The sequence below is a fragment of the Klenkia marina genome, from assembly GCF_900101025.1.
Classification (GTDB): Bacteria; Actinomycetota; Actinomycetes; order Mycobacteriales; family Geodermatophilaceae; genus Klenkia; species Klenkia marina.
Map to the genome: position 1 here is coordinate 235,926 of NZ_FMUH01000004.1, position 13,742 is coordinate 249,667.

General features: G+C 73.0%; 11 protein-coding genes. 10 read left to right on the plus strand and 1 reads right to left on the minus strand.

The window, feature by feature from the left end; genetic code table 11:
- Nucleotides 1–28 precede the first annotated feature (28 nt).
- The 5 genes from glgP (at nt 29) to BLP29_RS21290 (ending at nt 6,806) form a co-directional block, all read left to right on the plus strand.
- Nucleotides 29–2,587 (plus strand): alpha-glucan family phosphorylase, encoded by a 2,559-nt coding sequence (gene glgP / locus BLP29_RS13590; RefSeq protein ID WP_092805324.1) that lies wholly within the window; start codon nt 29–31, stop codon nt 2,585–2,587.
- 205 nt (nt 2,588–2,792) lie between these two features.
- Complete coding sequence (locus tag BLP29_RS13595) at nt 2,793–3,770, plus strand: FHA domain-containing protein (RefSeq protein ID WP_092805640.1); 978 nt, start codon at nt 2,793–2,795, stop codon at nt 3,768–3,770.
- Between the two features lie 319 nt (nt 3,771–4,089).
- Nucleotides 4,090–6,285 (plus strand): carbon starvation CstA family protein, encoded by a 2,196-nt coding sequence (locus tag BLP29_RS13600; RefSeq protein ID WP_207798490.1) that lies wholly within the window; start codon nt 4,090–4,092, stop codon nt 6,283–6,285.
- Entirely contained in the window at nt 6,282–6,461 is a 180-nt protein-coding gene (locus BLP29_RS13605; RefSeq protein WP_092805326.1) for a CstA-like transporter-associated (seleno)protein, read from the plus strand. Before BLP29_RS13600 ends, BLP29_RS13605 begins: the two co-directional genes overlap by 4 nt.
- A gap of 63 nt (nt 6,462–6,524) precedes the next feature.
- Entirely contained in the window at nt 6,525–6,806 is a 282-nt protein-coding gene (locus tag BLP29_RS21290; protein ID WP_092805328.1) for a hypothetical protein, read from the plus strand.
- Here the strand turns inward: BLP29_RS21290 and glgX are convergent.
- On the minus strand, nt 6,765–8,906 hold the full coding sequence (gene glgX, locus BLP29_RS13615; protein WP_092805330.1) for a glycogen debranching protein GlgX: 2,142 nt from the start codon (nt 8,904–8,906) through the stop codon (nt 6,765–6,767). The genes BLP29_RS21290 and glgX overlap by 42 nt on opposite strands.
- 68 nt (nt 8,907–8,974) lie before the next feature.
- Here glgX and BLP29_RS13620 point away from each other — a divergent pair, with 68 nt between their 5' ends.
- Genes BLP29_RS13620 through BLP29_RS13640 form a run of 5 tightly spaced genes read left to right on the plus strand, consistent with a single transcriptional unit; the run spans nt 8,975 to nt 13,591 of the window.
- A complete protein-coding gene (locus tag BLP29_RS13620) occupies nt 8,975–9,769 on the plus strand; it encodes an ABC transporter ATP-binding protein (protein ID WP_243469952.1) in 795 nt (264 codons plus the stop codon).
- A gap of 49 nt (nt 9,770–9,818) precedes the next feature.
- Complete coding sequence (locus BLP29_RS13625; protein ID WP_092805332.1) at nt 9,819–10,604, plus strand: enoyl-CoA hydratase/isomerase family protein; 786 nt, start codon at nt 9,819–9,821, stop codon at nt 10,602–10,604.
- Nucleotides 10,605–10,614: 10 nt separating this feature from the next.
- Complete coding sequence (cds1, locus tag BLP29_RS13630; protein WP_207798492.1) at nt 10,615–11,727, plus strand: L-cysteine desulfhydrase Cds1; 1,113 nt, start codon at nt 10,615–10,617, stop codon at nt 11,725–11,727.
- Nucleotides 11,728–11,767: 40 nt separating this feature from the next.
- Nucleotides 11,768–12,595 carry an electron transfer flavoprotein subunit beta/FixA family protein gene (locus BLP29_RS13635; RefSeq protein WP_243469953.1) on the plus strand — a complete coding sequence of 276 codons (828 nt, stop codon included), beginning with the start codon at nt 11,768–11,770 and terminating at the stop codon, nt 12,593–12,595.
- A 33-nt stretch (nt 12,596–12,628) separates the two neighbouring features.
- On the plus strand, nt 12,629–13,591 hold the full coding sequence (locus BLP29_RS13640; protein WP_092805337.1) for an electron transfer flavoprotein subunit alpha/FixB family protein: 963 nt from the start codon (nt 12,629–12,631) through the stop codon (nt 13,589–13,591).
- Nucleotides 13,592–13,742: the final 151 nt, after the last annotated feature.

Consider the following 13,742-nt stretch of genomic DNA (forward strand, 5'->3'; position numbering starts at 1 on the left):
GTCGTCCCCGGTCGCTAGGGTCGGCGCCGTGCGAGCACTCCGACGACTCACCGTCCGCGCAGCGCTCCCCGAGGCGCTGCTCCCGCTGGCCCCGCTGGTGATGAACCTGCGCTGGTCCTGGCACCCCGAGACGCGCGACCTGTTCGAGGCCGTCGACCCCGACCTGTGGGTCAGCTGCGGCAACGACCCGGTGCGCGTGCTCGGCGAGGTGTCGGCCGAGCGGCTGGCCACCCTGGCCGGGGACCGCAGGTTCCTGCGCCGGCTCTCCGACGTCACCGACGACCTGCAGGACTACCTCGAGGCCCCGCACTGGTACCAGTCGCTGGGCCCCGAGGCCCCCGCGTCCATCGCCTACTTCTCCGCCGAGTTCGGCATCACCGAGGTGCTGCCGCAGTACTCCGGTGGCCTGGGCATCCTGGCCGGCGACCACCTCAAGGCGGCCTCCGACCTCGGTGTCCCGCTCATCGGCGTGGGGCTGCTCTACCGCGCCGGCTACTTCTCCCAGGGGCTGTCGGCCGACGGGTGGCAGCTCGAGCACTACCCGGCGCTGGACCCGCACGGCCTGCCCGTGAAGCTCATGCGCGACGCGGAGGGCAACGCGGTGGTCATCACCGTGCCGCTGCCCGAGGGCCGCACGCTGCACGCCCACGTCTGGCGGGCCCAGGTCGGCCGGGTGTCGCTGCTGCTGCTCGACAGCGACATCGAGGAGAACACCCCGGCCGAGCGCGGGGTCACCGACCGGCTCTACGGCGGCGGCGAGGACCACCGCCTGCGCCAGGAGATGCTGCTGGGCATCGGCGGCGTGCGGGCCGTCCGGGCGTACTGCGCGCTGACCGGCACCCCGCAGCCCGAGGTGTTCCACGCCAACGAGGGGCACGCCGGGTTCCAGGGCATCGAGCGCATCCGCGAGCTCACCGAGTCCCACGGCCTGTCCTTCGCCGAGGCGCTGCAGGCCGTCCGCGGCGGCACGGTGTTCACCACCCACACCCCGGTGCCCGCCGGCATCGACCGCTTCCCGAAGGCGCTGGTCGAGCGGTACTTCGCCGGGTTCGGCGTGGGCGTGCACGACCTGCTGCCGCTGGGCGCCGAGGAGGACCCGACCAAGTTCAACATGGCTCACCTGGGCCTGCGGCTGGGCCAGCGGGCCAACGGCGTCAGCGAACTGCACGGGCACGTCAGCCGCGACATGTTCGGCTACCTGTGGTCGGGCTTCGACGCCGACGAGGTGCCGATCTCCTCCATCACCAACGGGGTGCACGCCGCCACCTGGACCGCCCGCGAACTGGTCGAGCTGGGCACCCAGACCTCCGCCCAGGGCGCCCCGGCCGACGTCGGCGGCGCCGGGGGTGCGGTCCGGTTCGACCGGGTCGACCGCATCGACGCCGGTGAGCTGTGGAGCACCCGCCGGTTGCTGCGCGGCCGGCTGGTCGACGAGGTGCGCCGCCGGGTGCGCGAGACGGCGCTGTCGCGCGGGGCGTCGGAGGCCGAGGTGGGCTGGACCGACTCCGTGTTCGACCCCGACGTCCTCACCATCGGCTTCGCCCGCCGTGTGCCCTCCTACAAGCGGCTCACCCTGATGCTGCGCGACCCCGCGCGGCTCAAGGCGCTGCTGCTGGACCCCGAGCGGCCGATCCAGCTGGTCATCGCCGGCAAGAGCCACCCCGCCGACGACGGCGGCAAGCAGCTCATTCAGCAGATGGTGAAGTTCGCCGACGACCCCGAGGTCCGGCACCGCATCGCGTTCCTGCCCGGCTACGACATCGGCATGGCCCGCTACCTCTACTGGGGCTGCGACGTCTGGCTGAACAACCCGCTGCGGCCCCTGGAGGCCTGCGGCACGTCGGGCATGAAGTCCGCGCTCAACGGCGGCCTCAACCTGTCCATCAAGGACGGCTGGTGGGACGAGTGGTTCGACGGCCAGAACGGCTGGGCGATCCCGACGGCCGACGGCGTCGAGGACCCCGAGCGACGCGACGACGTCGAGGCCGCGGCGATCTACGAGCTGCTCGACCACCAGGTGCTGCCGCGGTTCTACGAGACCGACCGCGACGGCGTCCCCACCCGCTGGGTCGAGATGGTCAAGCACACGCTGGCCGACCTCGGCCCCAAGGTGCTGGCCAGCCGCATGGTCGCCGACTACGTGCAGCAGCTGTACGTGCCGGCCGCGGGCTCGGCCCGTGCGCTGGCCGAGGGCGGCTACCGGGTCGCCCGCGAGCAGGCCGCCTGGCGCTCGCACCTGGTCAGCAACTGGGGCAGCGTGCGGGTGGCCCACGTCGAGGCCACCGGCGTGGGTGACACCCCGCAGATCGGGTCGACCATCGACCTGCGGGCCGAGGTCGAGCTGCCCGGCCTGGTGCCCGGCGACGTCGAGGTGCAGGCCGCCTACGGGCGGGTCGACGACACCGACGGCCTGCACGACGTGACGGCCGTGCCCATGACCCACGAGGCGACCGAGGGCAGCCGGCACTGGTTCACCGCCACCGTCCCGCTCGAGCGCACCGGCGCGTTCGGGTACACGGTGCGCGTGCTGCCCTCCTCGCCGGCGCTGGCCACCCCGGCCGAGCTCGGCGTCGTCACCACCGCGTGAGCCCGGCGGCTGGACGGTCCGTGCGCGGATCGTCCAGCCGTGCGGCAGCGCGGACGGGTCGCGGTGGACGCGTGACCCCCGAGATGACCAGACCGTGGGACTGCGGTGACTGGTGGTGACGATCGGACCATGTCGGTCGTCACTCTCCGGCGTGGCTGACGTTCGTGACGGGCTGGGGTCGCCGTCGATCATTAGGGTGACCGGCATGCCCGACCGTTGTGAGGTCCTCCCCGGAGAGAACGTCGTCGCCCGCCGTGCCGGCGGCCTGCTGTGGGTCGACGCCCCCGGCTCGCCCGCCCTGGTGGCGACGCTGCACGCCTGCCTGGGGGTGGCCGGGCCCGGCGCCGACCGGGTGCTCACCGCGGTCGCCGGCCAGGTCGCCGCGCTGGCCCCCGGCGGTGCCTCCTTCGCGCTCGTGCTCACCGACTCCGCCGACGGCTCCGGTGCCGGCGTGGCCCTCTGGTCGGGCAAGGGCCAGCCCGCCGTCGACGGCGTCCCCGTGGGCGGCCGGCCCACCGAGGGCGGCTGCACCCTGGCCAGCGGCTTCGACCTGGGCTCCAGCCTCTACGTCGGCCCCGGCTCCTCGCCGTCGCCCGTGCCGCCGGGTGTGGCCTACGACCTCGTCGAGGGCACCGTGCCCGGCGGGGGTGCCACCCTGCAGCTGGCCGCGGCCACCCCCGTGTCCGTCGCCGTCCCTGCCCCGCAGAGCGCCCCGGCCGCCGAGCGCTTCTCCGCCGACTCCGACGCGGGCTTCAGCGCGCCCGCCGCCGCACCCGTCTCCGAGCCCCAGCCCGCCGCCCAGCCCGGGGCGGCCACCGCCTTCTGGCAGCCGGACCCGCCGGCCGCCCCCGTGCTGCGCTTCGACGACGGCATGGTCGTCGACGTCGACAACGACCTGGTGCTCGGCCGGCGCCCCGACGGCCACGAGCTCGTCACCTCCGGCACCGCCCGGCCGGTGCCGATCGCCGACACCCAGAACGTGCTGTCCTCCGCGCACGCCGCCATCCAGCGCGCCGGCCGCGAGGTCTCCCTCGTCGACCTCGGCTCGCTCAACGGCACCCACGTCGCCGGTCCCGAGGCCACCGAGTGGACCCAGCTCGAGCCCGGCGTCGCGCACGCCCTCTCCGACGGCGACCGGCTCCTGCTCGGCTGGACCGTCATCACCTTCGAGCAGCCGGAGTAGAGCTGTACTGATGGTGGTTCCTCCGGACCACACCGCGGCTGTGTTGATGGTGGTCCTCCGGACCACACCGCGGCCAACGGCCGTCCCCGACGGCCGTTGAGCCGCTGAGCCCCTCCTCGGGGACCCTTCGGGCCCCCTCGTCGGGGTCGCCTCGGTTGGGGCGCGTCGTCCGCTCGCTCGTTCGTCCCCGGCGTCCGCCGTCGGGGTGAGCCCCTCCTCGGGGACCCTTCGGGCCCCCTCCTCGGGGGCGGGGGCTTTCGGTCGTCGCGTTCGGGCGACGGTGCTGTGTGCGGGCTGTGCGGAGGGCTAGGGTCCGCCCGTGACCACGGACACGCTGCGCCCCGAACCCGGTACCGGACGTCGTCGTCCTTCCCTGCGCGACGTCGTCGTGTGGACGGTCGTCGCGCTGGTGGGCGCCACCTGCTGGACGGTGCTGGCGCTCTCGCGGGGGGAGTCGGTCAGCGCGCTGTGGATCCTGTTCGCCGCGCTGAGCAGCTACGCGATCGCGTACCGCTTCTACTCCAAGTTCATCGCCAGGAAGGTCCTGCAGGTCGACGACCGCCGGGCCACCCCGGCCGAGCGGCTGGAGAACGGCCGCGACTTCGAGGTCACCGACCGCCGGGTGCTCTTCGGCCACCACTTCGCCGCCATCGCCGGCGCGGGCCCGCTGGTCGGCCCGGTGCTCGCCGCGCAGATGGGTTACCTGCCGGGCACGGTCTGGATCATCGTCGGCGTCATCGCCGCCGGGGCCGTGCAGGACATGGTCGTGCTGTTCTTCTCCATGCGCCGCAACGGGCAGAGCCTGGGCCAGATGATCCGCGCCGAGATCGGCGTCGTCGGCGGCACCGCGGCGCTCATCGCCGTCTTCGCCATCATGATCATCATCCTGGCCGTGCTGGCGCTCATCGTCGTCAACGCCCTCGCCGAGTCGCCGTGGGGCGTCTTCTCGATCGCCCTCACCATCCCCATCGCCCTGTTCATGGGCGTGTACCTGCGGGTGCTCAGGCCGGGCCGGGTGCTCGAGGCCAGCGCCATCGGCGTCGTGGCGCTGCTGGCCGCCATCATCGGCGGCGGGATGATCGACGGCACCGCGCTCGGCGACGCCCTCACGCTCGACAAGACGACGCTGGTCATCGCCCTGGTGGTCTACGGGTTCGTCGCCTCGGTGCTGCCGGTGTGGCTGCTGCTCACCCCGCGCGACTACCTGTCGACCTTCATGAAGATCGGCGTCATCGTGCTGCTGGCGGTCGGCCTGGTCATCGCCATGCCGGTGCTGCAGAACGACGCCGTCTCCAGCTTCGCGCTCGCCGGCAACGGTCCGGTGTTCGCCGGCTCGTTGTTCCCCTTCGTCTTCATCACCATCGCCTGCGGCGCGCTGTCGGGCTTCCACGCGCTGATCTCCTCGGGCACGACGCCGAAGATGGTCGCCAAGGAGAGCCAGGTCCGGGTGATCGGCTACGGCGGCATGCTCATGGAGTCCTTCGTCGCGATCAGCGCCCTCATCGCGGCCTGCATCCTGGACCCGGCGCTGTACTTCTCGATGAACGCCCCGGCCGGGGCCACCGGCGGCACCGTCGAGGGTGCATCGGCGTTCGTGGCCAACCTCGGGTTCAGCATCAGCCCGGCCGAGCTGCAGGCCGCTGCCGACACCATCGAGGAGGCCACGCTCGTCTCCCGCACCGGTGGCGCCCCGACACTGGCCTACGGCATCTCGGAGATCTTCCAGACCGCGTTCGGCGGCGGGCTGCAGGCCTTCTGGTACCACTTCGCGATCATGTTCGAGGCGCTGTTCATCCTCACCGCCGTCGACGCGGGCACCCGCGTGGGCCGCTTCATGCTGCAGGACACCGTCGGCAACGTGTGGAAGCGGTTCGGCGACCTCACCTGGCGGCCGGCCAGCTGGACCGCCTCGGCCGTCGTGGTCGGCCTCTGGGGCTACATCCTCTACGTCGGGGTGACCGACCCCCTGGGCGGCATCAACCAGCTGTTCCCGCTGTTCGGCATCGCCAACCAGCTGCTGGCCGCCATCGCCCTCACGCTGTGCACCACGCTGCTGGTCAAGCACGGCAAGCTGCGCTGGGTGTGGGTCACCGGCGTCCCGCTGGCCTGGGTCCTGGTCATCACCATGACCGCGTCGTTCCAGAAGGTCTTCTCCGGCGACCCGAAGGTGGGCTACTTCGCCCAGCGGTCCCTCTACGCCGACGCCCTCGACCGGGGTGACGTCCTGGCCCCGGCGGCCGACGCCGCGGCGATGGAGAAGGTCATCACCAACTCCACGGTGAACGGCGTGCTGCAGTCGCTCTTCGCCGTCCTGACCCTCGTCGTGGTGGCCAACGCCGCCGTCGTCTGCGTGCGGGCGATCCGGGCCGGCGGTCTGCCGACCACCGAGGTGCCGGCCGAGCCCTCGCGCATCGTCGAGCCCTCCGGCTTCTTCCCGACGGCCGAGGAGCGCGCCCTGCTCGAGGCCGAGCGCGAGCGGCTGGCGGCCGAACGGACGCCGTCGGGGCAGCAGTGATCCGGCGCTGGGCCGCCGGCGTCCGCTGGTGGCTGCGGGCGCTCACCGGGGAGGACCGCTACGACCGGCACCTCGCGGCCTGCGCGGCCGACGGGCGCACCCCGATGACCCGCCGAGCCTTCGAGCGGCACCGCGCCGACGTCGCCGCCGCACACGCCCACGAACGCTGCTGCTGAACGGGCCGCCCGGGTGACCGAGCCTCGCCGTCCATCGGCTTCCTGCACACCTCCGGCACGCACGTGCCCACCTTCGACCGGCTGGTGCAGGCCGCCGGTGCGGCGACGATCGTCTGCACCTGCTCGACGCCGGACGGGCCCGCCGAGGTGCGGTCCGTCGTCGAGCAGGTGGTGCACGGGGTCGACCACGGGGTCGACGTGGTCGTCCTCGCCCAGGCCAGCACGGCGCCGGCCGCCGAGGGCAGCTGGCCGGTCCCGGTGCTGAGCAGCCCGGCATCCGCCGTCGCCCGGCCGGTCGACGTCCTACGGACGGCGGAGCACGCGCAGCGCCCAGACCGTCCGTGAGGGCATGACCAGGGGGCCGGGGGAGACGACGGTGGGCCTCGTCGGGGCGCCGGTGGGCCACTCCGTGGAGACCACGAACTCGTAGCCGTCGGCCCACGGGGCGCCGGGCAGGTGCACCTCGACGTCCTCGGGCCCGGCGTGCACCCACACCAGCCAGGAGTCGTCGCGGACCGGGCGGCCCCGCTCGTCGCGGTGCCGGATGCCACGGCCGTCGAGGTACATGCCGACGGTCTGCAGCCCGGTGTCGTACCAGTCCTCGGTGGTCAGCTGCCCCCCGCGCGGGGCGAACCAGGCCAGGTCGCGGGTGCCGCCGGAGCCGGGCACCTCCGTGCCGTCGAAGAAGGCCTCCTGGCGCAGTGCGGGGGAGCTGCGGCGCAGCGCCACCAGGCGGGAGGTGAAGCTCCACAGGTCGGCGTCGATGGCGCCCCAGTCCAGCCACGACAGCTCGGAGTCCTGGCAGTAGGCGTTGTTGTTGCCCTCCTGGGTGCGGCCCAGCTCGTCGCCGGCGGTGAGCATCGGCACGCCGGTGGACAGCAGCAGCGTGGCCAGCACGTTGCGCACCTGCTTGGCGCGCAGCTCGGCGACGGCGGGGTCGTCGCTGGGCCCCTCGACGCCGCAGTTCCAGCCGCGGTTGTGGCTCTCGCCGTCGCGGTTGTCCTCGCCGTTGGCCTCGTTGCGCTTGGTCTCGTAGGTGTAGAGGTCGCGCAGGGTGAAGCCGTCGTGCGCGGTCACGAAGTTCACCGACGCGAACGGACGGCGGCCGTCGGAGCGGTACAGGTCGCTGGACCCGGTGAGCCGGTAGGCCAGGTCGCGCACCCCGACGTGCTGGCCGGACCACACGTCGCGCACCGTGTCGCGGTACTTGCCGTTCCACTCGGTCCACAGCGGCGGGAAGTTGCCCACCTGGTAGCCGCCCTCGCCGATGTCCCAGGGCTCGGCGATGAGCTTGACCTGGCTGACCACCGGGTCCTGGTGGACGACGTCGAAGAACGCCGACAGCCGGTCGACGTCGTGGAAGGAGCGGGCCAGCGCCGAGGCCAGGTCGAAGCGGAAGCCGTCGACGTGCATCTCGGTGACCCAGTACCGCAGCGAGTCCATGAGCAGAGCCAGCACCTGCGGACGCCGCACGTCGAGGGTGTTCCCGCAGCCGGTGTAGTCGGTGTACCGGTCGGGCTGGCCGGCGCCGAGCCGGTAGTAGCCGCCGTTGTCGATGCCCTTGAACGACAGGGTCGGGCCGGTGTGGTCGCCCTCGGCGGTGTGGTTGTAGACGACGTCGAGGATCACCTCGATGCCCGCGGCGTGCATGGCCTTGACCATCGCCTTGAACTCGGTCACCTGCGCCCCGCCGGTGCCGGCGGAGGAGTACGCGGCGTGCGGGGCGAAGTAGCCCAGGGTGTTGTAGCCCCAGTAGTTGGTCAGCCCGCGACGCAGCAGGTGCGGCTCGGACACGAAGTGGTGCACCGGGAGCAGCTCGATCGCGGTCACCCCGAGCGAGACCAGGTGCTCGACGAACGCCGGGTGCGCGAGCCCGGCGTAGGTGCCGCGCAGCGCCGGGGGGATGTCGGGGTGGCGCATGGTCGCGCCCTTGACGTGCACCTCGTAGATGACGGTGTCCGACCACGCGGTGCGCGGCGGGGCGTCGCCGGCCCACGGGAACGAGTCGTGGATGACCACGCCGCGGGGCACGAAGGGCGCGGAGTCCTGGGCGTCGGCCGTGGCCGAGTCGGGGTGCCCGGTGGCGTAGCCGAAGAGCGCCGGGTCGAGCGTCAGCTCGCCGTCGACGGCTCGGGCGTAGGGGTCCAGCAGCAGCTTCGCGGGGTTGTACCGGGCCCCCGACGAGGGGTCGTACCCGCCGTGCACGCGGTAGCCGTAGCGCTGGCCGGGGCCGACGCCGGGCAGCCGGCCGTGCCACACCTGGTGGGTGGTCTCCTGCAGGCGCTGGCGGTGCTCGGTGCCGTCGGGGTCGAACAGGCAGAGGTCCACCGCAGTGGCCCCGGCCGACCAGAGGGCCACGTTGGTGCCGGTGCCGTCCCAGTGCGCGCCCAGGGGGGCGGGACTGCCGGGCCAGACCTCGGACGGGCGACCAGCTGGAAGATCCACCCGGCCATCCTGCCCGACACCCGGGTGCGGGCGGCGGAGCTGCGCGGCGCGGTTGGTTGGATGGGGTCGTGACGACCGCGGTGGTGCAGATGTCCGGTGTCGACGTCGTCCGGGGGACCGCGCACCTGCTGCGCGGGGTCGACTGGACGGTGCACGAGGACGAGCGCTGGGTGCTGCTGGGCCCCAACGGTGCGGGCAAGACCACCCTCATGCAGCTGGCCTCGGCGCAGATGCACCCCACGCGCGGCACCGTGACGCTGCTGGGGGAGACCCTGGGGTCGGTCGACGTCTTCGAGCTGCGCCCCCGCATCGGGCTGACCAGCGCCTCGCTGGCCCAGCGCATCGCCCCGGCCGAGCGGGTGGGCGACGTGGTGGTCTCCGCCGGCTACGCCGTGGTCGGGCGGTGGCGCGAGCGCTACGACGTCCACGACCTGACCCGCGCCGGCATGCTGATGGAGCAGTGGGGCGTGGCGCCCTACGCGAACCGGCCCTTCGGCACGCTCAGCGAGGGTGAGCGCAAGCGCACCCAGATCGCCCGCGCGCTCATGACCGACCCCGAGCTGCTGCTGCTCGACGAGCCCGGTGCGGGCCTGGACCTCGGCGGCCGCGAGGACCTCGTGTCCCGGCTGACCGACCTCGCGCACGACCCGTACGCCCCGGCGCAGGTGCTGGTCACCCACCACGTCGAGGAGATCCCGCCCGGCTACACCCACGCGATGCTGCTGCGCGACGGCGGCGTGGTCGCCGCCGGGCCGGTCGACGAGGTCGTGACCGCCGAGCTGCTCGGCGAGACCTTCGGCCTGCCGCTCGCGCTGGGCCGGGTGCGCGGACGCTTCACCGCCCGCCGCGCCACCGACAGCTGAGCCTGCATAGGGTCGGCGAAGACCCATCGACGACGCTGGAGGACGACGCATGGCCGAGCCGGAGTTCGTGACGCTGCAGGTCGAGGACGGCGTGGGCACCATCCGCCTGGACCGCCCGAAGATGAACGCGATCGACGAGCAGCTGCACTGGGAGGTCCGCGCCGCTGCGCAGGAGGCCGGCAGCCGGGCCGACGTCCGGGCCGTGGTCGTCTACGGCGGTGAGCGGGTGTTCGCCGCCGGCGCCGACATCAAGGCCATGTCCCAGCTCACGGGCTCGTCGATGGTGGCGTGGGGCCGGGAGCTCACCAGCTCGTTCCGCGAGGTCGCCCGGGTGCCCAAGCCGGTCATCGCCGCGATCACCGGCTACGCGCTGGGCGGTGGCTACGAGCTGGCGCTGTGCGCAGATTTCCGGGTCATGGGCGAGTCGGCCAAGGTCGGGCAGCCCGAGATCCTGCTCGGCGTCATCCCGGGTGCCGGCGGCACGCAGCGGCTGGCCCGCCTCGTCGGCCCGGCGAAGGCCAAGGACCTCGTCTTCACCGGCCGGCACGTCGGCGCCGAGGAGGCCCTCGAGCTCGGTCTGGTCGACGCCGTCGTCCCCGACGACCAGGTCTACGCCGCCAGCGTCGCCATGGCCCGCAAGTTCGCCGCCGGCCCGCCGCTGGCGATGGCCGCGGCCAAGCGGGCGATCGACGAGGGCCTCGACGGCACCCTGGACCACGGCCTGGCCCTGGAGAGCGAGCTGTTCGCCGGGCTGTTCGACACCGAGGACCAGAAGACCGGCATGGCCTCCTTCCTCGCCGAGGGGCCGGGCAAGGCCACCTTCACCGGTCGATGAGCGAGCGCCGATGAGCGACCGGCCCGCCCAGCTGGACCGCTGCGACGAGGCCGGGCGGGCCTGGGTCGAGCGCGCCGTCGCGCTGGTCGAGGCCGACGCCCGGCGCAGCGCCGACACCCACCTGCTGGTCTACCCGCTGCCGCCGGAGTGGGGCGTGCAGCTCTACCTCAAGGACGAGTCGACCCACCCCACGGGCAGCCTCAAGCACCGGCTGGCCCGCTCGCTGTTCCTGCATGCGCTGTGCTCGGGGTGGATCGGTGCGGGCTCGACCGTGGTGGAGGCCTCGAGCGGGTCGACGGCGGTCAGCGAGGCCTACTTCGCCCGCATGCTCGGCCTGCCCTTCGTCGCCGTCATGCCGGCCTCGACGAGCCCGGAGAAGATCGCCCTCATCGAGTTCCACGGCGGCCGGTGCCACCTGGTCGCCGACGCGGGCACGGTCTACGACGAGGCCCGCAGGATCGCCACCGAGACCGGCGGGCACTACCTGGACCAGTTCACCCACGCCGAGCGGGCCACCGACTGGCGGGGCAACAACAACATCGCCGAGTCGGTGTTCGAGCAGCTGGCCGCCGAGGAGCACCCGGTGCCCGACTGGGTGGTCGTGGGCGCCGGCACCGGTGGCACCAGCGCGACCATCGGCCGCTACCTGCGCTACCGCCGGCTGCCCACCCGGCTGGCCGTCGTCGACCCCGAGGGCTCGGCGTTCTTCCCCGGCTGGCGGGACGGCGACCCCGCGGCGACCGGCCGGCCCTCGCGCATCGAGGGCATCGGCCGCCCGCGGGTCGAGCCCTCGTTCGTGCCCACGATCGTCGACCGCATGTTCTGCGTGCCCGACGCCGCCTCGGTCGCGGCGATGCGGCACCTGGAGGTCGCCACCGGACGCCGGGCCGGTGGCTCCACCGGCACCAACCTCTGGGGTGCCTTCCAGCTGGTCGCCGAGATGGTCGCGGCCGGACGGCGGGGGAGCGTGGTCACGCTGCTGTGCGACGGCGGCGAGCGGTACGCCCACACCTACTACTCCGACGCCTGGCTGGCCCACCAGGGCATGGACCTCGACCCGTACCGCCGCACCCTCGAGCGGTTCGCGGTCAGTGGTGACTGGTCTCACTCGGAACCGGTCTGACGGGTCCACGTTACCCACGAGTAACGTGGACGATCAGTGCGTGTGCGGGCCCCGCGCCCGCAACCCCGAGACCACCCGCGGAGGTGCGATGAACATCGTCGTTCTTGTGAAGCAGGTCCCCGACTCCGGCAGCGAGCGTGCGCTGGACAGCTCGGACAACACCGTCGCCCGTGCCAGCGCCGACAACGTCATCAACGAGATGGACGAGTACGCCATCGAGGAGGCGCTGACGGTCAAGGAGTCGCAGGGCGGTGAGGTCACCGTGCTGACCGTCGGCCCCGCCGGCGCCACCGACGCCATCCGCAAGGCCCTGTCGATGGGTGCGGACAAGGCCGTGCACGTCACCGACGACGCGATCCACGGGTCGTGCGCGGTGCAGACCTCGGCGGTCATCGCCGCGGCGCTGGCGCAGATGGAGTACGACCTGGTGATCTGCGGCGCCGAGTCCACCGACGGCCAGGTCTCGGTCATGCCGGCCCTGCTGAGCGAGCGCCTGGGCGTCCCGCACCTGTCCGGTGCCCGCAAGCTCACCGTCGAGGGGTCCACCCTCAAGGTCGAGCGGCAGACCGACGGCGGCTTCTGGGCCCTCGAGGCGCAGACGCCGGCCATCGTCAGCACCTGGGACACCATCAACGAGCCGCGCTACCCCTCCTTCAAGGGGATCATGGCCGCCAAGAAGAAGCCGGTGGAGACCAAGTCGCTGGCCGACCTGGGCGTCGACGCAGGCTCCGTGGGCCTGGCCACCGCCACCAGCCAGGTGCTCGACTTCGCCGGCCGCCCGCCCAAGGGCGAGGGCGTGAAGGTCACCGACGAGGGCGACGGCGCCGAGAAGCTGGTCGGCTACCTGGCCGCCCAGAAGATCGTCTGACCCCGACCAGCGACGAAGGAGAGAAGAAGAGCAATGGCTGAAGTCCTGGTCCTGGTCGAGGTCGCCCCCGACGGCTCCGGTGTCCGCAAGACCACCCTCGAGGCGCTCACCGCCGCCCGTGCGCTCGGCGAGCCCTCGGCCGTCGTCCTCGGTGCGCCCGGCACCGCGGCGACGGTGAAGGACGCCCTCGCCGAGTACGGCGCCGCCAAGGTCTACGTCGGCGAGTCCGACGAGATCGACGCCTACCTGGTGGCCCCCAAGGCCGAGGTGCTGGCGCAGCTGGTGGCGGACAAGGCCCCGGCCGCCGTGGTCATCCCCTCCACGCCCGAGGGCAAGGAGGTCGCCGGTCGCCTGGCGATCAAGACCGGCTCGGGGTTCCTGACCGACGTCACCGAGATCGCCGCCGACGGCACCGCCACCCAGGTGGCCTTCGCCGGCGCGACCATCGTGCACTCGAAGGTCACCACCGGTACCCCGATCTACACCCTGCGCGGCAACTCCGTCACTCCCGAGCCCGCGGCCGGCGCGGCCGAGGAGGAGGCCATCACGGTCTCGATCTCCGACGCCGCCAAGCAGACCCGCGTGGTCGACCGGGTGGTCGAGCAGAAGTCCGACCGCCCCGAGCTCACCGAGGCCGCCATCGTGGTCTCCGGTGGCCGTGGCGTGGCCTCGGCGGAGAACTTCTCCGTCATCGAGGGCCTGGCCGACTCCCTCGGCGCGGCCGTCGGCGCCTCGCGCGCGGCGGTCGACTCGGGCTTCTACCCGCACTCGTTCCAGGTCGGGCAGACCGGCAAGACGGTGTCGCCGCAGCTCTACATCGCGGTGGGCATCTCCGGGGCGATCCAGCACCGGGCCGGCATGCAGACCTCGAAGAACATCGTCGCGGTCAACAAGGACCCCGAGGCGCCGATCTTCGAGCTGGCCGACTTCGGCGTCGTGGGCGACCTGAACACCGTCGTCCCCGCCGCGACGCAGCAGATCACCGCGCGCAAATAGGAGAAGGACCCCCTCGCCCCCCAGACCACGCTCCGCGCGGCCCGGGACCCTGCGAGGGGGCCGTTCCAGCGAGTCACGGGTCCGTCCTGGTTCACCGGCACCGGTGAGCCAGGACGGACTTCTGCGTTCCGGGCCGCACCGGACGACGATG